15 protein-coding genes are annotated in these 17,522 nt (G+C 67.8%); 6 read left to right on the top strand and 9 right to left on the bottom strand.

Features of this window, described 5'->3' with window-relative positions; genetic code table 11:
* Window positions 1-3: 3 nt before the first annotated feature.
* Genes QRN63_RS26240 through QRN63_RS26225 form a run of 4 tightly spaced genes read right to left on the bottom strand, consistent with a single transcriptional unit; the run spans window position 4 to window position 4,068 of the window.
* Entirely contained in the window at window positions 4-1,101 is a 1,098-nt protein-coding gene (locus tag QRN63_RS26240; protein WP_285033791.1) for a saccharopine dehydrogenase family protein, read from the bottom strand.
* A complete protein-coding gene (locus QRN63_RS26235; RefSeq protein WP_285033790.1) occupies window positions 1,098-1,535 on the bottom strand; it encodes a nitroreductase family deazaflavin-dependent oxidoreductase in 438 nt (145 codons plus the stop codon). The genes QRN63_RS26240 and QRN63_RS26235 overlap by 4 nt, the downstream gene beginning before the upstream one ends.
* Window positions 1,532-3,106 carry a succinic semialdehyde dehydrogenase gene (locus QRN63_RS26230; RefSeq protein WP_267317732.1) on the bottom strand — a complete coding sequence of 525 codons (1,575 nt, stop codon included), beginning with the start codon at window positions 3,104-3,106 and terminating at the stop codon, window positions 1,532-1,534. The genes QRN63_RS26235 and QRN63_RS26230 overlap by 4 nt, the downstream gene beginning before the upstream one ends.
* On the bottom strand, window positions 3,103-4,068 hold the full coding sequence (locus tag QRN63_RS26225) for an alpha/beta hydrolase (RefSeq protein WP_285033788.1): 966 nt from the start codon (window positions 4,066-4,068) through the stop codon (window positions 3,103-3,105). Before QRN63_RS26225 ends, QRN63_RS26230 begins: the two co-directional genes overlap by 4 nt.
* Before the next feature lie 193 nt (window positions 4,069-4,261).
* Here QRN63_RS26225 and QRN63_RS26220 point away from each other — a divergent pair, with 193 nt between their 5' ends.
* The 3 genes from QRN63_RS26220 to QRN63_RS26210 all read left to right on the top strand — a co-directional run bounded on the left by QRN63_RS26220 (window position 4,262) and on the right by QRN63_RS26210 (window position 6,622).
* Entirely contained in the window at window positions 4,262-5,176 is a 915-nt protein-coding gene (locus QRN63_RS26220) for an acetoacetate decarboxylase (RefSeq protein WP_267317730.1), read from the top strand.
* Between the two features lie 120 nt (window positions 5,177-5,296).
* Window positions 5,297-5,524 carry an Rv1893 family protein gene (locus tag QRN63_RS26215; protein WP_267317729.1) on the top strand — a complete coding sequence of 76 codons (228 nt, stop codon included), beginning with the start codon at window positions 5,297-5,299 and terminating at the stop codon, window positions 5,522-5,524.
* Window positions 5,525-5,605: 81 nt separating this feature from the next.
* Window positions 5,606-6,622: an NAD-dependent epimerase/dehydratase family protein gene (locus QRN63_RS26210; RefSeq protein ID WP_267317728.1), complete on the top strand. Its 1,017-nt coding sequence runs from the start codon at window positions 5,606-5,608 to the stop codon at window positions 6,620-6,622.
* Here QRN63_RS26210 and QRN63_RS26205 read toward each other — a convergent pair.
* The 3 genes from QRN63_RS26205 to QRN63_RS26195 are packed head-to-tail and all read right to left on the bottom strand — an operon-like array spanning window position 6,619 to window position 9,563.
* The gene (locus QRN63_RS26205) at window positions 6,619-7,908 is read right to left on the bottom strand and encodes a H(+)/Cl(-) exchange transporter ClcA (RefSeq protein WP_267317727.1); all 1,290 of its coding nucleotides are present in this window, start codon (window positions 7,906-7,908) and stop codon (window positions 6,619-6,621) included. The genes QRN63_RS26210 and QRN63_RS26205 overlap by 4 nt on opposite strands.
* Window positions 7,908-9,062: an acyl-CoA dehydrogenase family protein gene (locus QRN63_RS26200; RefSeq protein WP_285033785.1), complete on the bottom strand. Its 1,155-nt coding sequence runs from the start codon at window positions 9,060-9,062 to the stop codon at window positions 7,908-7,910. Before QRN63_RS26200 ends, QRN63_RS26205 begins: the two co-directional genes overlap by 1 nt.
* 45 nt (window positions 9,063-9,107) lie before the next feature.
* Window positions 9,108-9,563 (bottom strand): three-helix bundle dimerization domain-containing protein, encoded by a 456-nt coding sequence (locus tag QRN63_RS26195; RefSeq protein WP_285033784.1) that lies wholly within the window; start codon window positions 9,561-9,563, stop codon window positions 9,108-9,110.
* 142 nt (window positions 9,564-9,705) lie between these two features.
* Between QRN63_RS26195 and QRN63_RS26190 the strand changes: the two genes are divergently transcribed.
* A complete protein-coding gene (locus tag QRN63_RS26190; RefSeq protein WP_285033783.1) occupies window positions 9,706-9,981 on the top strand; it encodes a hypothetical protein in 276 nt (91 codons plus the stop codon).
* Here QRN63_RS26190 and QRN63_RS26185 read toward each other — a convergent pair.
* The gene (locus tag QRN63_RS26185; protein ID WP_285033781.1) at window positions 9,956-11,323 is read right to left on the bottom strand and encodes an FAD-binding oxidoreductase; all 1,368 of its coding nucleotides are present in this window, start codon (window positions 11,321-11,323) and stop codon (window positions 9,956-9,958) included. The genes QRN63_RS26190 and QRN63_RS26185 overlap by 26 nt on opposite strands.
* 105 nt (window positions 11,324-11,428) lie before the next feature.
* Here QRN63_RS26185 and QRN63_RS26180 point away from each other — a divergent pair, with 105 nt between their 5' ends.
* Both QRN63_RS26180 and QRN63_RS26175 read left to right on the top strand, forming a co-directional pair.
* Entirely contained in the window at window positions 11,429-13,369 is a 1,941-nt protein-coding gene (locus QRN63_RS26180) for a serine/threonine-protein kinase (RefSeq protein WP_285033780.1), read from the top strand.
* Window positions 13,370-13,493: 124 nt separating this feature from the next.
* Window positions 13,494-16,598, top strand: a complete 3,105-nt coding sequence (locus QRN63_RS26175; protein WP_285033778.1) for an FAD-dependent oxidoreductase — start codon at window positions 13,494-13,496, stop codon at window positions 16,596-16,598.
* On the opposite strand, the gene QRN63_RS26170 is transcribed toward QRN63_RS26175, so the two are convergent.
* The gene (locus QRN63_RS26170; RefSeq protein ID WP_285033776.1) at window positions 16,592-17,446 is read right to left on the bottom strand and encodes an FHA domain-containing protein; all 855 of its coding nucleotides are present in this window, start codon (window positions 17,444-17,446) and stop codon (window positions 16,592-16,594) included. The genes QRN63_RS26175 and QRN63_RS26170 overlap by 7 nt on opposite strands.
* Between the last annotated feature and the right edge of the window lie 76 nt (window positions 17,447-17,522).

The raw sequence follows: 17,522 nt of genomic DNA, 5'->3' as shown, positions 1-17,522 counted from the left end.
TACCTATACCTCGACCATGCCGCATTCCTTGCAGCCGGCGACGAGGTCGTCGAGCCCGAACGCTTCGACGGGGCCGACGACGCCGGGTGTGCGGCCCGCCCCGGACGCCAATCGTTCTGCGGCCCAGGCCATCAGCTCACCGGTCAGGGAATACGGACTGGGGCCCTCGAGGTGGACCTCACCGACGGGGGTGCCGCGGTCATCGCGCGCTACCGCCACCACGTGGCTGAGGGTGCGGGCCCGCTCGGCCGCATCGGGACCGCCGCCGGCGCCGACGGTGCGCGCCGAGATCGCGTTCACCAACTCGCGACCTCGGGGTAGCTCGGCCACGGCGTTCGCGGCGGCCGAGACGAGTTGGATGCCCCGACTCAGTGGAGGGAACCAGCCGTTGTAGACGGTCACCGACTGCAGTCCGGATACCTGCGGCGGCAGGAACAGCACCTCGGTGCCCGAGACCAGGAAGGCATGCTTGCGCTTCCCGCGCACGGTGAACCCCTGCACCCGGTGTGCGGTGGTCTCGTCGACGAGCCGACCGTCCCGCCACACCGGAGCGGGCAGAATCAGCCCTTCCGCCATGGTTTTTCGGGTGCCCTGGCTGAGGCCGTTGCGCAGTGAGCCGATGGCGAAATAGCCGACGTCGATGGCGTGGACCGCGGTGCCGGCGGCCCGCGCGGCGAGGGCACCGGCCAGAATGCCGGGCACATAGTCATACCCGAATGCGGGCGCGATGACGGCTCCGGCCGCGCGGGCCTGGGCATCGTGCCGCTCCCACACGTCGCGGACGAAGCCGACTTCGCCCGTCGAATCCAGATAGTGGGCGCCGGCGTCGGCGGCGGCCTGCGCAACCGGATGGCCGAACTGCTCGAACGGGCCGACCGTCGTGACGAGGACGTCGCCCTTGTCGACCAGGGCGCGGACGCTCGCGGGGTCGGTGACGTCGGCGACCCGGTAGTCGAGTCCGCCGAACTGCTGTGCCAACACGGCCAGCCGTTCGGCTCCGCGTCCGGCCAGCACCGGTCGCACGCCGCGCCGAACCAGTGCTTCGGTGACCAGGCCGCCGGTGTAGCCGGTCGCGCCGAAAACAATTATCTGGCTACTCATCTCGGCTCGCAGATCACCACGGGGATATCGCGGCTGGTCCGTCGCTGGTAGTCGGCGTAACCGCTGTAGGCCGCAACGATCTTCGGCCACAGCTCGGCCTTCTCCGCGGCAGTTGCCGTGCGGGCGGACATCTGCTGGCGATGTCCGTCGATCACGACCTCGCAGTCGGGGTTGGCCTGGAGATTGCGGTACCAGTCCGGGTTACGGTCGTCGCCACCCTTTGAGGCGACGAGCACCACCCGACCCGAATCGTGCACGGGCGAGGTCAGATAGCAGGAGCGAGGTAGCCCGGATTTACGGCCGGTCGTGTGCAGCTCCACCAGGGCCATGCCAAAGGGTTTCGCCAACAGTCGATTTCCGCTGAGGGTCAGAACAGCGCGGTGGGCACAGTTCATCAACTTGGCGCCGGCGTCGCTCAACGTATTGCTGTTCATTTGACGCCCGGGATTCGACGGAGCAGGCGTACGGCTTTGGTCATGACGCGGGCGTAGGTACCCGCGCCGAGCCAGCTCGGCGCACCGACCGGCAACAGTCGCTCGACCGCAATCGTCTGGGACTCGGTGTATTTGAGGATGCCGTGCTCGCCATGGCGGCGCCCCATACCGGAGGCCTTCATGCCGCCCATCGGTGCGTCGACCGAAGCCCACGCCGCCGCGTAGGCGTCGTTGACATTGACGGTGCCCGCCTGGAGTTTGGCGGCCACCGCGCGCCCGTGCTTCGGATTCGAGGTCCAGACGCTGAAGTTCAGGCCGTACGGGCTGTCATTGGCCTTGTCGATGGCCTCGGCCTCGCTCTCCACGCGGTAGAGGGAAACCAACGGGCCGAAGGTCTCGTCGCCGTAGACGATCATGCCGTCGTGCACCCCGGTCAGGATGGTCGGCTCGTAGAAGTACGGCCCGAGGTCGGGCCGGGGCCGTCCACCGGCGAGGACGACGGCGCCTTTCTCCACCGCGTCATCGACGTGGCGGCCCATCGTAGTGAGTTGCTTCTCTGAGATCAGTGACCCCATGTCCGCCGAATAGTCCAGGGCACCGGAGAGTTTCATCTTCTTCGTCGCGGCTGCGAAGCGGGTGGTGAAGCTGTCCCACATCGCTGCCGGCACGTAGATGCGCTCAATGGAGATGCACAGCTGGCCGCTGTTGGAGAAACACGCACGGATCGCACCGTTGACGGACTTGTCCACGTCGGCGTCGTCAAGGATGAGCAACGCGTTCTTGCCGCCCAGCTCCATCGAACAGTCGATCAGCTGCTCGCCTGCCTGCGCGGCGACCGTGCGCCCGACCGCCGTGGATCCGGTGAACATCAGGAAGTCCGACTGCTCGATGATAGAGGTGCCCAGCTCGGCACCCGAACCCGTCACGACCTGCACCAAACCCTTTGGCATACCGGCTTCTTCGAGAAGCCGCACCGCCCACAGGGTGGCGAACGGCGTCTGCTGGTCCGGCTTGGTCAGCACCGCGTTTCCGGCGACGATCGCCGGGATCGAGTCGCTGATGCCCAGCGTCAACGGGTAGTTCCACGGCGAGATGACCCCGACCAGGCCCTTCGGGTGATGCAGTTCCCACACCTCGGTAAGGGCGAGCTGTGCACCCTGTCGACGTTTGGGCTTGAGATAGTCGGCGGCGGTGTTCGCGTAATAGCGCGACACCATGCAGACGTCGATGATCTCCTCGAAGGCGTGCCGCCGTGCCTTGCCGTTCTCGAGCTGGATGAGGTCGAGCACCTCGTCCTGGCGGTCCAGCACCAGATCGTGGAACCGCATCAGCACGGCCGCGCGTTCCTCGACCGGGGTTGCGGCCCAAGCCGGCTGGACCGCGCGGGCTCGACCGGCAGCGGCCGCGACGTCGGCTGGGGTGCACCGCGGAACGTCCGCGAGCACCTGGCCCGTCATCGAGTTGAGGACTTCGAGACGGGAGCCGGGGTCGATGGCCTGGACCCGGCCGGCCAGGTCCTTCAGCAGTGCGCTGCGGGCGCCGGCCCGGGGTGTGGTTGCGAATGTGGTCATGTTGTCTTCTCCTGCAGGGCGGTGCGCAGCGTGTTCTGCGCGAGTTCGATTGCGGCCGTGGCCGCGTGGGTGGACCGGAGCGTGTTGAGCATCATGAAGTCGTGAATGATGCCGCCGAAGCGGACCTGCACGACGGGTACACCGGCCTCACGGAGTTTGGCGGCGTAGGCCTCGCCGCCGTCGCGGAGGACGTCGGCCTCGGCGGTGATCACCAAGGCGGGTGGTAGTCCTTCGAGTTGCTCGACCGTGGCACGCAGCGGTGACGCGTAGATCTCATCGCGCTGGGCGTCGTTCTCGGTGTACTGATCCCAGAACCACTTCATACCCTCGCGGCTCAGGAAGTAGTGTTCGGCGAACTGGTGATATGACGGCGTGTCGAAGTCCGCTGCGGTGACGGGGTAGAGCAGCACCTGGTGGCAGATCGTCACGTCACCCCGGTCCTTGGCCATGAGCGTCAGCACCGCCGCCATGTCGCCACCCACGGAATCACCTGAGACTGCGAATCGCGAAGAATCCAAACCCTTTTCGGCACCGTGGGTGAACACCCATTGTGCGGCCGTGTAGTTCTGCTCGATGGCTGTCGGGTACTTGGCCTCGGGGGACAGGTCGTACTCGGGGAACACCACGGCGGCGTCGGCGCCGACGGCCAGTTCGCGGACCAGGCGGTCGTGCGTGTGGGCATTGCCGAAGACCCAGCCCGCGCCATGGATGTAGAAGATCACCGGCAGGAGACCGGTGGCCCCGGCGGGTTTGACGATGCGAACCTTCACCGAGCCGGTGGGCCCACCCTCGACGGTGATCCACTCGTCGTCGACGTCAGGCAGCTCGATGGCGCCGGACTGCACCTCGTCCACGGTCTTGCGGCCTTCGGCCGGTGGCAGCTGATAGAGAAATGGCGGCGTATCGGTGACCTCGCAGAAGGCGAGGGCCTCGGGCTCGAGCACTGGCTTGATGTCGGTCATGAATGTCTCCTCTTGCTCACGGGGTGGAACTGCTCAACGAGGTGGGACCTGATTGATGGTTCTCCACCTGCCCACCGCTGACACCTGTTTGGCCACTTATCACAAGTTATTGGCCATCCGACACCTGTGGAGCGCGCCGGCGTCCTGTCAGCCTTGAGCTATCAATCCCCTAGGAAGGACGAGGTTCCATCACATGGCTACGCAACTCACCGAGGTCGAATTCGCCGGCCAGACCGTCGAGGTGCCGAAGGGCGGCTACTACGACCGCTACCGTTCGAACCCGAACCTCGACGAGGTGGCACAAGACCCGGCAGTGGGCAACATCGACTGGTTCCGGCGCATCCCGAAGGTCCAGGTCGATTCGCGGGTAGGTCCGTTATGGGCGCCGAACTTCTACTACCGCGCCAGCATTGTCCAGGCGAACCTGCTTGCGCCGCTGGACCGTTTGGCCGCGATGGTGCCCGCGCCGCTGGAGCCCCTGCGTGCCGTGCCCGGTTACGGTATCGCCGCGCTGACGTTCTTCTCGTACTCGGTGTGCGACAACGACCCCTACGATGAGGTGTCCGTCGCGGCGGTCATCCGCAAGCCCGGTGATCACGGCTTGGTGTCGGGCCTGCTGCCCGAGCTGGAGCTGCTGAATGCATTGCGACGCAGGAATTTCTACGCACACGTGCTGGCGCTGCCGGTCACCACGGAGATCGCCCGGGTCCGCGGCGTCAACGGTTACCAGTTGCCGAAGTGGCGCACCGACATCAGCGTGGACATCAGCGACACGGTGCACGCCGAAATCGCGGGGCCCACAGGGAAACCCGACGTGACGTTGACTGCGCCGCGCCCCGAGTTCACCGACGTGCCGTCGCAGTCCCGCATGGGTACCAACACGATGATCCACCTGGTCGACGGCCAGTGGCACCAGACGTCGGTGCAGTCCAACACGCTGTCGTATGCACAGCGCAGCTTCCCGCGTGACGTCACGATCGCCCGTAACGGCGGTCCGCTGAGTGACCTGCTCGACGGCCTCGGCGCGTCCCGGGTCCTGAGTCTCGACATCGCCAAGGATGCACAGCTGGTCCTGAACCTGCCCCGGCCGCTGAACACCTTTGGCTGAGCGGGATACTCGCGATCAGACGTAGAACTGTCGCTTTCCACCACGGAAACGACAGTTTGGTGTCTGCTCGCGGTTGAAGGTGGCACCGTGTTGGCTAACCGCCGACCGGAGGAGACCGCGATGCCACTGAATCCCAAGGACTCGTTCGACGCGGTACGGGATGTCGCCGTGCATTCGGTCGAGAAGGCGTCCGACATCGTCGACAACGCCGCGGACATCATCAGAGGAGATGTCGCAGAAGGCATTTCCGGGATCGTTCAGAACTCCGTCGACATCGGCCGGCACGCGGTCGAGAAGCTCAGGGAGATAGTCAGCGCCGATGGTGTCGATAGTGACGCCGAAGCGTGACCTGTTTGCCAGCGAATGGTCGTCGACCGGGGATAGGGTGCGTGCGGCAACGGCCGGCGAGTCCCTGGGAAGGACGGGAAGATGAAGGTTCTGGTGACCGGGGGGACGGGCTTTGTCGGTGCGCATATCGTTGCCGCGCTGATCCGTGACGGACACGACGTGCGGATGCTGGTCCGCCGGGCCGAGCAGGTGCCGATATCGCTTGACCCGCTAAGTGTTTCAGTGGAGGACATCGTCGTCGGTGATGTGCTGGACCCGGAGGTGGTGGCCGCGGGACTCGACGGCGTGGACGCTGTCGTCCATGCGGCCGCCGTGTTCAGTCTCGACGCGCGCCGGGCCGCCGAGATCACCCGGACCAACCTGCGCGCAACGGAATTGGTGGTGGGCGGTGCGGTGGAACGCGGTCTCGATCCCATCGTGCACATCTCGTCGACGGTGGCCCTCACCTGTCGCGACGGCGGCGGGCCCGACCTGCCACTGGGCGACGTCGAGCTGCCGTACGCCAAGTCGAAACGTGAATCAGAAGTGCAGATTCGGGCGTTGCAGTCCACCGGGGCGCCTGTGGTGTCGGTGTATCCCGGCGGTGTGCTGGGGCCGCACGATCCGTACCTGGGCACTCAGTCCGAGCTGTTCGCGTGGATCGTGAAGGGCTGGCTTCCCGTCTGGCCGACGGGCGGTGCCCATTACGTCGACGTTCGCGACACCGCCGATGTCGTCGCGGCATGCATGGTGCGAGGTCTCGGACCGCGCCGCTACGTGGTGCCCGGCCATCACCTCACCGGCGACCTGATGCACGGCACGTTGCACAAGATCACCGGACGGTGGCTCCCATTCGTGACCACGCCGTCCATCGTGGCCAAGCCCTTCAGCCGTTTCGTTGGGCTCCTCAACAAGATGTTGCCCGACAGCGTCCACCTGCCGGCTGACGTCGAGACCGTTGAGCTCGCTGAGCGCGACACGCGCTTCGACACGTCGCCCACCACCGAGGACCTCGGCATCGTCGCCCGGCCGTTCGAGGAAACCGCCCGGGACACTCTTTTGTGGCTCATCGAAATCGACGCGCTGGCAAGCAGATACGCCGGAAACCTGCGCAGCTAGGTCGTCGCGGCCGCGGCGGCTGCCGCCCGGTCGGTGAGCAGGTCGTAGATGGGGCGGGACCCGAGAGCGATGGCCACCAGCAGCGCCGTCGCACAGGCACCTAGCATCGGCGGCAGTTGGTTGGTGCTGCCGGTGAGCTCGGTCGCGAGGATGAGCCCCGTCACCGGCGCCTGCACACTCGCGGTGAAGAACGCAGCCATGCCGATGAGGGCGAGTGCCGCCGGGGCGGGCGCCGACTGCGGCGCCAAATGGGTCGCGATGAGGCCGACGAGCAACCCGACATCGGCGCCGAGGACGAGCATCGGGGCGAACAGACCGCCGGGCGTGCCCGCGGCGTAAGACAGCACACCAAGGACGAACCGCAGCACCAGCACCGCGGTGACAGCACCGATGGCACCGTGGCCGAGCAGCGCCTCCTGGGTGAGCTGATCGCCCCCGCCCGCGAGGTGAGGCGAGTACCAGACGAGCACTCCGACACCGGCGCCGATGAGCGCGGCGCGGACCTCGACCGGCCAGCGGCTGGTGTCGGCCGTGCGCAGGCCGAACATGATGGCCTTGTTGTAGAGCACGCCCAGGACACCGGTGAGCACGCCGACGGCCAATACCCATCCGGAGCCGGCGAACTCGGGATCGGCCAGGTCTGGCACGTGGAATTCACTGCCCGAGCGGACGAACGGGTAGGCCGCCATGAATCCGGACGCGGAGGCGACCAGCGTCGCGACGGTGGTGCGTGGGTCGAAGCGCTTGACGAGCTCCTCCAGCACAAACACGCCGCCGGCGATGGGTGCGTTGAACGCGGTCGCCAGGCCCGCGGCCGCACCGGCGGCGGCGAGGACGCGTAGATCAGCTCGGGAACGCCGCGTCGCCGAGGCGACGATGACGGCGATGGACCCGCCCATCTGCACCGACGGCCCCTCGCGGCCGAGGGCGAGACCGGAGCCGAGGGCCAGCAGACCGCCGATGTACTTGACCGGCAGGATTCTGAACCGGCCGGGTTCGGCACGGCCGGCGGCGACCGCCTCGACGCGGGGAATCCCGCTGCCCTCCGCGTGCGGTTCGATGCGGCGGACCAGCGATGCGGCAGCGGCCGTGCACACAGCGCAGATGACTACGACGACGATTGGGCCCCACCAACTTCCGTGGGACCAGTGCGACAGCGACGCCCGCCACTGCGTCGCGTGATCGAGCAGCACCCGGAAGCTGGCCGCGGCCAGCCCGGTCAACGCGCCGACGACAGCCGCGGCAAGGACGAACCCGATGACGTTGCCGGCGCGTCCCTTATCCATCACAGGCCACCGCGGGCGACCAACTGCGCTGCGATGACGTTGCGCTGGATTTCGTTTGTGCCTTCACCGACGATCATCAGCGGGGCATCGCGAAAGTAGCGTTCGACGTCGTATTCGGTGGAATAGCCGTAGCCGCCGTGGATTCGGACGGCGTTGAGCGCGATCTCCATGGCGATCTCGGATGCGAACAGCTTGGCCATCCCGGCTTCCATGTCGCAGCGCTCGCCACTGTCGTAGCGCTCGGCGGCATACCGCGTCAGCTGGCGCGCTGCGGTGAGCTTGGTGGCCATGTCCGCCAGATAGTTGCCCACCGACTGGTGCTTCCAGATCGGCACGCCGAAACTCTCGCGTTCCCGGGCATATTTCAGTGCGTCCTCCAGCGCAGCGGTGGCGACGCCGAGCGCCCGCGAGGCCACTTGAATCCGGCCGGTCTCAAGGCCTTTCATCATCTGCCCGAAACCCTTGCCGGGCACGCCCCCGAGGATCGACGACGCGGGCGTGCGGTAGCCGTCGAACGTCAACTCGCAGGATTCGACGCCCTTGTAGCCCAGCTTCGGCAGGTCCCGTGACACCGTCAGCCCGGGGCCGTGTTCGGCGAGCACCACCGAGATGCCCTTGTGCCGGGGCTCGGCGGTGGGATCGGTTTTGCACAGCAGCGCAATGAGACCGGAGCGGCGCGCGTTGCTGATCCAGGTCTTGGACCCGGTGATCACCAGTTCGGTGCCGTCGAGGCGTGCTGTGGTCGACATGTTCTGCAGATCAGATCCGCCGCCGGGTTCGGTCAGGGCCATCGTCGCGCGCAGTTCGCCGGTGGCCATGCGCGGCAGATATGTCTGCTTCTGCTCCTCGGTGCCGAACAGGCCGATGAGTTTGGCCACCACCGTGTGACCGCCCATGGCTCCGGCCAGGCTCATCCAGCCGCGTGAGAGTTCCTGTGTCACTTCGACATAACACGGCATGGAAACGGGGGAGCCGCCGTACTCCTCGGGGACGGCCAGCCCGTAGATGCCGATCTGCTTCATCTGCTCGATCCACGCCTCGGGGTAGGTGTTGGCGTGTTCGACGTCGCGCACCGTGGGCTTGACGTCGCGATCGACGAACGCGCGCACGGTCGCGACGAGCATGGCCTCTTCGTCGGTGAGGTGAGTGGACACGGGCACTACCTTGCCAGGGTGGTGCCGCTCCCGAAGCCGGTCCGTCTACGCGAGTTTGCGGTGCGCCGCCTGCTCGACGAACAACGGAATGAAATCCCGCACCGCGTGATCATGGAAATCCGCGTGAATCCGGCGTACAACGGCTGTCACCGTCCGGGGATCGATGTTCGGATAGGTAATGGTCAACTGCGCCACCAGTGCGTCGATGGCGGCGTACTCGGTGGCCCGTGCGGTCGCGAGATCGACCTCCGCCTCAACCTCGACCTCCGCCTCAACCTCGGCCTCGGTGCGGTCGGCCTGGTGCTCGATCGCGAACGCGTCGAACGCGGCGACCACGCGTTCCGGCGGGGCATCCGGGTGCTCGCGGGCCAGCGCGTCGAGCGCAATCCAGCAGGTCGGGCCCAGAATCGTGGTGGGTGGCGGCCGGTCTCCCCGTGTGATGGCCGCGGTGAGCAGATCCCGGAAGGTCTGCTCGGCGAGGCTCGTGGGTTCTTCGGACATGCCAGCGACTGTACGGACCGTTGGTTACCGCCAGGCGACGCGCACGTGAGATCGATTTTTCGCGCCACGGGGTGGGACAGCGGCCGTCGGCGGCCGGCGGACCCGCCCACAATCGGCAGCGAATGCCAGCGAAGGAGCGCGGATGTACCTGCACGTCGACCCCTCCCGGGTCCCACCAGTCGTCGAACTATGTGAGCCGGACGACTTCACGGCCTTCAAGGTGGTCATCGAGGTGCCCGAGCACGCCTGGATCGCACCGGAAGTGCTGACCGAACTGGCCGGCCGGGGCGATGACGCCGAGTGGCGGCAGCACCTCTCCGGGATGCTGGCATACGCCGCGAGCAAGGGCTGGTGCGACGCGGCCGGACGGGTCCGGGCCCACGTCGAGATGACTAGCGCAGTACCGCACCGGGATTGAGAATGCCCAGCGGATCCAGGGCATCTTTGATGCGCTGCGTGAGGGCCATGGCATCGTCGCCCAATTGAGCGGGCAGCCAGTCCCGTTTCAGGCGCCCGACGCCGTGCTCGCCGGTGATGGTGCCGCCGAGTCCGATGGCCAACTCCATGATGCGGGCGAACGCGCGCTCGGCGCGGTCGGTGGCGTCCGGATCGGTGGGGTCGTACACGATGATCGGATGGGTATTGCCGTCGCCGGCGTGTGCCACCATGTAGATCTGCACATCGCAGGTGTCGGCGATGTCCTCGACCCCGGTGACCAGGGTGGGCAGTTGCGGTATCGGGACGCCCACGTCCTCGAGTAGCAGGCTGCCCAGCTTCTCGACCGCGCCGAACATGCCGCGGCGGGCCGCGGTGAACGCGGCGCCCTCGGCCGGATCGTCGGTGGCGAAAACCTCGGTGGCACCACACTTCTCGCAGTTGCTGATCATGATCGCGACCTCCTCGGCCGCGGCTCCCGGTGCGTCGGATTGCATCAGCAACATGGCTCGGGCGGACCGGTCCAGACCCATCCGCATGTGGTCCTCGGCGGCGTTGATGCTCGCGTGGTCCATGAATTCCAGCATCGCCGGCCGGATTTCGCCGGTGATGGCCACGACGGCGTTCGCGGCGTCCGCGACGGAGTTGAACAGGGCCACCACGGTCGACGCGGGCGGCTGCGCCGGGATCAACCGCAGCGTGAGCTCGGTGATGACACCCAGAATGCCCTCGGAACCGATGAACAGCTTCGTCAGGGACAGTCCCGCAACGTCTTTCAGCAGCGGACCGCCGAGCCGTAACGCCGTGCCGTCGGCCAGCACGACCTCCATGCCCAGCACGTAATCACCGGTGACGCCGTATTTCACGCAACACAGGCCGCCCGCGTTGGTCGCGGCGTTGCCGCCGATCGACGAGATGTCGATGGACGACGGGTCCGGCGGGTACCACAGGCCGTGTTCGGCAGCCGCGCGCTTGACCTCGGTGTTGGTCAGGCCCGGTTGCACCACCGCCGTCCTGGTTGCCGGCTCGATCCGGATGTCCCGCATCCGTTCGGTGCTGAGCACCACGGATCCGTCGACGGCGTCGGCCCCGCCCGACAGTCCCGATCCGGCACCGCGCGGCACCACGGCGATGCGGTGTGCCGCGGCCCACCGCAACACCTGCTGAACATCGGTGGTGCCGGCGGGACGCACCACGGCGACGGGGATGCCGGCTTTCGGGTCGGCTGCCGAATCCCGGCGGTAGCGCTCGATGATGTCGGGATCGGTGATCAGCGCGCCGTCGGGCAGAGCGTCGGCCAGACGGTTGAGCGCGGCGGCGTGCATCGTCGGACTGTATCGACATCGCGGCCACGATGGACCGAACCGGTCCGCTGGGCGGATTTGTCGACGTTGCCTGCGCCGGCACCACGGCGGGCCTACGATTTGCCCGTGTTGCTCACCGAGGGTCAGATTTTCGCCGGATACACGATCCGGCGGAAATTGGGTGCGGGCGGGATGGGCAGTGTGTACCTGGCGTCGCATCCGCGGTTGCCGCGGCTGGACGCGGTGAAAGTGCTGTCGGCCGAGCTGACGTCGGATCCGGACTACGGACCGCGCTTCCTGCGCGAAGCGGACCTGGTGTCCACGCTGTCGCATCCCAACATCCTCGGCGTCCACGACCGGGGCGAGTGCGACGGGCAGCTCTGGATTTCGATGGACTATGTGGCCGGGACAGATGCCGCGCAGCTGCTGCGCGAGCACTATCCCGCCGGCATGCCGCCCGAGGTGGCGCTGCCGATCATCCAGGCCGTGGCGTCGGCGCTGGACTACGCACACCGGCGCGGCCTGCTGCACCGAGATGTGAAGCCGGCCAACATCTTGCTGGACGCCGAAACGTCCCGTATCTACCTCGCCGACTTCGGGATCGCCCGGCCGATCAACGACTCGGCCGGACTGACCGCCACCAACATGGCCGTCGGAACGGTCGCATACGCGGCGCCGGAGCAGCTCCGGGGTGAGGGCATGGACGGCCGCACCGATCAATACGCCCTGGCGTGCACCGCATTCCAGCTCCTCACAGGCAACCCGCCGTACGCCGACAGCAATCCTGCGGTGGTCATCACCAAACATGTGACCGCACCGGCGCCGTCATTGGGGGAGCACCGCCCCGAGCTGCGCGGCCTGGATCCAGTCCTGGCGCGGGCCATGTCGAAGACGCCCGCGGCGCGCTTTGCCAGCTGCAGCGAGTTCGCGCAGGCCCTGCAGCAGCAGTCACGTCAACCAATTACGACCGCACCCAACGATTTTCGCAATCAGCCGACCATGGCTGCGCCGGCGCCCCCAGCGCCCACGTGGCACGGGCCGCAGCCACTGAGCCCGCCATCACAGTTCATGTCGCCACCGACGCGGTCGTCACGGTCCGGCGCGCTCATCGCGGTACTGGCGGTGGTGGCCCTGCTGGTCGTGGCCGGCGGGGTGTTCGCCGGGGTCAAACTGCTGGGCCGCGGCGACCGGCCGGCCGCAAAACCGGCCGCACCCAGTCCGGTCACCACCGCGGCGGGTACCGGTTTCAGCGGCAGTTACCGCGCCGACTACGGGCCAGCCACTGATCTCGAAGGCAAGGCGATACCCGGCGGGCCGGCAATGTCGGGTCAATGGGACGTGCGGTCGTCGTGTGGGTCGAATGGATGCGTCGCCAATGCCGCGTACAGCGGGAAGAGCGGCGTCGTCCTCGTCTCGAATCTGACGTTCGACCAGATCGCGGGTGACTGGGTCGCCGTGGCAACAGGATCGGTGCAGTGCAGCGACGCCACCAGCGGAAGCGTGGCGCCCACCGAGGCCTGGGTGGTGTTCACCCTCACGCCCAAGGCGGACGGAACCCTGGCCGGCGAGACCACGCGGGCCACGGTCAACGGGTGCAGCAGCGTCAAACGGACGGTGACGTTCACGCGCACCGGCGACGGCTCGCCCAGCCAGGTGCCGGACCCGGCCACGCTGCCGCCGCGCACCACGTCGTCGGCTTCGACGTTGCATGGGCGGTATCACGAGAACATCGTCTACACCGTCGGCGGCTTCGCACCAGGAGCGCCGGACCTCCAGGTCCGAACCCACTGCTTGCGGACGGGTGACCGGTGCATCAGCGCGTTCCACGCCCTCGACGGTGTGGTGACGCTGGTCTTCGCAAACGGGAAATGGACCCGCAACGAGGAGGGGACCGTTCCGTGTGCCCTCGGCGGGATGACGAACACCAAGATCACCGCCGAGTATCCGATGCCGATGCAGCTGACGGACCCGATTCAGACGCTCGAAGGCCGGGGTACCAACACCTCGACCGGCGGCGAGTGCAAGGGTGGCGATTTCACCGACAAGTTCGTCCGCACAGGAGACTGACGGGTACCTGCCAGGAACCGCGGATCGGTCGGCGGAAGGGCGCCCGCCGAATTATGCTGACTGCCAGCAAACTCGCCCAGATTGTCCGGGCGCTGCGTGGTGCCGACTTCTCGGGGAGCTGACCATGGCTGAGCCGCCGGTGATCGAGATCCGCGAATGGGGCCGGCCGGCCCGACGGATGACGCTCAGCAGGCCGATGCAGTTCGGCCGCGAGTGTGATGGCGTCAACCTCGCCGACACCGAGGTGTCCCGCCGTCATCTGCGCCTGGTTCCGACGCCGACGGCGCTGTCCGTCGTCGACCTCGGCAGCAGCAACGGCAGCACCGTCAACGGGGTGCCACTGACCGGACGGGGCACGCTGTCGACCGGCGACGTGATCCGGCTGGGCCGCACCGAGATCATCGTCATGCAGGCCCCGAAACCGGCGAGCGCAGAGCAGACGCCGGTCGCCGCGGCCGCCCACGATCCCACCCGGACCATGCAGGTGATCAAGCTTGTCGACGTCCCGGTCCCGGCGGCCGCGGCGGCGGAGGTCCGGCCGGCGGGGCTGCGGCTCGCCGAGCGGGCACTGGGCATCGACCCGACCGGCACCCGGGACCTGTTCCCCGCGTATACCGAACTGCCACACAAGATTTCGCGAAAGGTGTGGTTCGCGATCCGGGTCGGTAGTGTGCTGGCGTATCTCGCGGTGGTGGTGACGTTGTTCGTCCGGCCGGCCGCGGGACTGTTCGTCTTCTTCCGGGTCATCGTGCCGCTGTGGCCGGCGTTGTTCTTCATCGCGCCAGGTGTGTGGCGCAACATCTGCCCGCTCTCGGCGTCGAATCAGCTGCCGCGGGTGGCGGGGTTCAGCCGGGCCGCCACCGCGCCCGGCTGGTGGACGCGCAACAGCTTCCTGATCGCCGCGGCGCTGTTCTTCGGCATCGCGGGGGCGCGGCTGATCGGCCTGGACCGCAGCGGACCGGCGATGGGGGTGGTGCTGGCCGTGATCATCGCCTCGGCGTTCGCCGGTGGGTTCCTGCTCAAAGGCAAGAGCGGCTGGTGCTCCAGCATCTGCCCGCTGCTGCCGCTGCAGCGCACGTACGGGCAGACGCCGTACGTCACCTCGCCGAACAGTCACTGCGAGTCCTGCCTGGGCTGTGCGAAGAACTGCTACGACTTCAAACCCCGGGCAGCCTGGCAGGCCGACATGGCAGACCCCGAACCGCGATGGAGTGCGCCGCGCGTGCTGTTTGCCGCCGCGCTACCGGGATTCATCATCGGCTTCTTCACCCTGCATGCCCAGCAGGGCGGCACCGCGACCGAAAAGTACGGTGTGCTGGCGCTTTTCGTGTTGGTGAGCGTCGGGCTCTGCTATGTGCTGCAGGCCGTCACGCCGCTGAGCCAGGCGATGGCGACGGCGATCTTCGCCGCGGTGGCGATCAACGCCTACTACTGGTTCTCGGGTCCCATCATCGCCGACTCCGTCCGACAGCTCACCGGTGTCGACGCCCCCTGGTTGCGGTGGCCCATCACTGTGGTGATCGCGCTGCTGACCCTGTGGTGGCTGGCCCGAACCCGGGTCAGCGAGTTGCAGTTCGCGTATGTCACCGGAACGCGGCCCGAGCCGGTGCTGCTGAACCAGCCGAAGGTGCCGCCGCGCGCTGACGGCGCCGGCGACGAAACCAGCGCTGTGCGAGTGCGTTTCGAATCAGATGCCGAGCCCGTCGGGGCCGACATCGGGATGAGCCTGCTCGACGTCGCGGAGAGCAGTGGACAGCCGATCGAGGCGGGCTGCCGGATGGGCGTGTGCGGTGCCGATCCCGTGTCGATCGTCGCCGGCATGAGTTGCCTGTCGCCGGCGGAGGCCGACGAACTCAAGACCCTGAACCGACTGGGCCTGGGCAAGTCCAGCAGGATGGCATGCTGCGCCCGGATCCAGGGCGGGGATGTGACGGTGTCACTGACGCCCGAACGCGCCGACACCACCGCGAGCAGGCCGGTCGGTTACAACCGCTCGATCGTCAGCGTCGTGGTGATCGGCAACGGCATCGCGGGGGTGACGGCAGCCGACTTCGTGCGCCGGGGCCACCCCGACTGCGAAATCCATTTGGTGGGAGCCGAACCGCACGGTCTGTACAACCGGATGGGCATCTCTCGTCTGGTGTACGGCCGGTCGGCGATGCAGGGGCTGTATCTGCTGCCCGAGCAGTGGTACGACGACCACGGTGTCACCGCCTGGCTGAACACGTGGGCGTCCTCCATCCATCTGCGTTCCCGGGTGGTGCGCTTGGGCACCGGCGAGACGCTGCCGTACGACAGGCTGATCCTGGCGATGGGGTCCAGCGCCTCGGTACCCGAGATTCCCGGGCTGAACCGGCCCGGAAGCGTCGTGCTGCGCTCGGCTGCCGACGCCATGCGGATCCGCGCGTACGTGCAGGAACGGCGGGCCCGGCACGCGGTGGTGGCCGGTGGTGGTCTGCTAGGGCTCGAGGCGGCGTACTGCCTGCATCAGCTCGGGCTGCACGTGACAGTGCTGGAACGCGGCACCCGGCTGCTGAGCAAACAGATCGACGCGCGCTGCTCGCAGCTCGTGGCCGACCATTTCGCTCGCGCGGGAATCACCATCGCGCACAAGGCGGAAACCGCGGAAGTGCGCGGCGACCCCGCCGTCACCGGCGTGCGGTTCAAGGACGGCCGGATCCTGTCGTGCGAGCTGTTCCTGGCCGCCACCGGTATCCGGCCGAACATCGAATTGGCCAGGGACGCGGGCCTTCCCGTCGGTAAAGGGGTGCTGGTCGACGACCGCATGCAGACGCGGGTGCCCGGCGTCTACGCCGCCGGTGACGTGGCCGAGCACGGCGGCCGGGTACTCGGCCTGTGGCCGGTGGCGACGGAACAGGCCGAGGCGGCGGCGGTCAACGCGCTGGGCGGCGACCGGACCGTGCCGGCCGAGACGCCACCGACCATCCTCAAAGGCGTTGAACTGGAACTGTTTTCGATCGGTCCGGTCGACCCCGGCGCAGGCGACGACGTGGTGGTCATCGACCGGCCGACCGTGCCCTCCTACCGCAGGCTGGTGGTGTCGAAGGGCCGGGCCGTCGGGGCGACCGTGCTCGGCCATCATCCAGCCGACCTCGCGGCCGCCCAGAAAGCGGTCCGCGAGCAGCGACGTGTCGGTCCGGTCGCGCTGGGGGTGCTGCGAACGGGGAACTGGGACATCCTGTCCGACGCCGACAGACTCGCCTACTGACCCTGGGACGACACCTGGTAGGTGAAGATTTTCTGGCCGATCCGCAGGTAGCACCCCGGCAGCAACTCGACAGGCTGGTCGCCGATCTGTGTCCAGGTCTGGTCTCCGGGCGACGCGATGTGGGTGCCACCGACGGTTTGCGCGTCGCGGACCAGGACCATGCCGCCGTTCACGGTCACGTACGCGTGGACGCGCGACACCTGCGGGTCGTCGGGCAGGCTGATCGGCGATGCCGCCCCGCTGACCACGGCGGGGTCGATCATCGGATTGCGCCCGATGATGTAGGTGCGGTCCAACGGGTACCCGGCCCCGTCGTCGGCGGTCAAGGTGCCGGTGACGGGACGCGCGCGCGTGGTCGCGGGTACGGGCTGAGGGGCCTGCTGCGCGGCGGACCGCGCCAGTCGCGACTGCAGGACGAAGCCACCGCCGGGCACCACGCCCGCGACCAGATCGGTGTCCGCGCACGGCACGAATGTCGTTGTGGAGCCGCAGATCGTGATCCGGTCGAACCAGGGGGCGACCGGCTCGTCGACCAGTGGCCGGCCGCCGCCGCTGAGCCGGTGCTGACCGCCGCCCGCCTCGACGTCGGCGACCACGTCGCCGCGCACGATCAGGTGCAGACAGTCACCGGCCGGTACCAGCGCGCCGAAAGGCGCCACCGTGTCGGATTCCGGCCCGTGCGCGAGCGCGGCAAACGCCTGGGGCAGCGCCGGCGGTGCGACAGTGGTCAGGAGGTGCAGAAGGGGACGGGCTCTGGCGCCGTCGGCGATATAAGCCAGTACGTCACCGAATCGGGCGACCAGACCCTCTCCGCGACCGATGGCCACGTAGTGCCGCTTCTGTTCCACCTTGTCGCCGCCTAGGTAGGTTGCCGCAGATGCTGATGATAAGTCAGCGTCCGACCCCGTGCCATGCGGCGAGTGG

It is taken from the genome of Mycolicibacterium sp. lyk4-40-TYG-92, assembly GCF_030209435.1.
Lineage (GTDB): Bacteria > Actinomycetota > Actinomycetes > Mycobacteriales > Mycobacteriaceae > Mycobacterium.
Note: the sequence above shows the minus strand (reverse complement) of the source record. Positions and strands in the feature narration are given on the sequence as shown.

Excerpts from the sequence above, each read along its gene's own strand:
- QRN63_RS26240 (WP_285033791.1), bottom strand. The coding sequence starts at position 1,101 with ATGAGTAGCCAGATAATTGTTTTCGGCGCGACCGGCTACACCGGCGGC.
- QRN63_RS26235 (WP_285033790.1), bottom strand. The coding sequence starts at position 1,535 with ATGAACAGCAATACGTTGAGCGACGCCGGCGCCAAGTTGATGAACTGT.
- QRN63_RS26230 (WP_267317732.1), bottom strand. The coding sequence starts at position 3,106 with ATGACCACATTCGCAACCACACCCCGGGCCGGCGCCCGCAGCGCACTG.
- QRN63_RS26225 (WP_285033788.1), bottom strand. The coding sequence starts at position 4,068 with ATGACCGACATCAAGCCAGTGCTCGAGCCCGAGGCCCTCGCCTTCTGC.
- QRN63_RS26220 (WP_267317730.1), top strand. The coding sequence starts at position 4,262 with ATGGCTACGCAACTCACCGAGGTCGAATTCGCCGGCCAGACCGTCGAG.
- QRN63_RS26215 (WP_267317729.1), top strand. The coding sequence starts at position 5,297 with ATGCCACTGAATCCCAAGGACTCGTTCGACGCGGTACGGGATGTCGCC.
- QRN63_RS26210 (WP_267317728.1), top strand. The coding sequence starts at position 5,606 with ATGAAGGTTCTGGTGACCGGGGGGACGGGCTTTGTCGGTGCGCATATC.
- QRN63_RS26205 (WP_267317727.1), bottom strand. The coding sequence starts at position 7,908 with ATGGATAAGGGACGCGCCGGCAACGTCATCGGGTTCGTCCTTGCCGCG.
- QRN63_RS26195 (WP_285033784.1), bottom strand. The coding sequence starts at position 9,563 with ATGTCCGAAGAACCCACGAGCCTCGCCGAGCAGACCTTCCGGGATCTG.
- QRN63_RS26190 (WP_285033783.1), top strand. The coding sequence starts at position 9,706 with ATGTACCTGCACGTCGACCCCTCCCGGGTCCCACCAGTCGTCGAACTA.
- QRN63_RS26185 (WP_285033781.1), bottom strand. The coding sequence starts at position 11,323 with ATGCACGCCGCCGCGCTCAACCGTCTGGCCGACGCTCTGCCCGACGGC.
- QRN63_RS26175 (WP_285033778.1), top strand. The coding sequence starts at position 13,494 with ATGGCTGAGCCGCCGGTGATCGAGATCCGCGAATGGGGCCGGCCGGCC.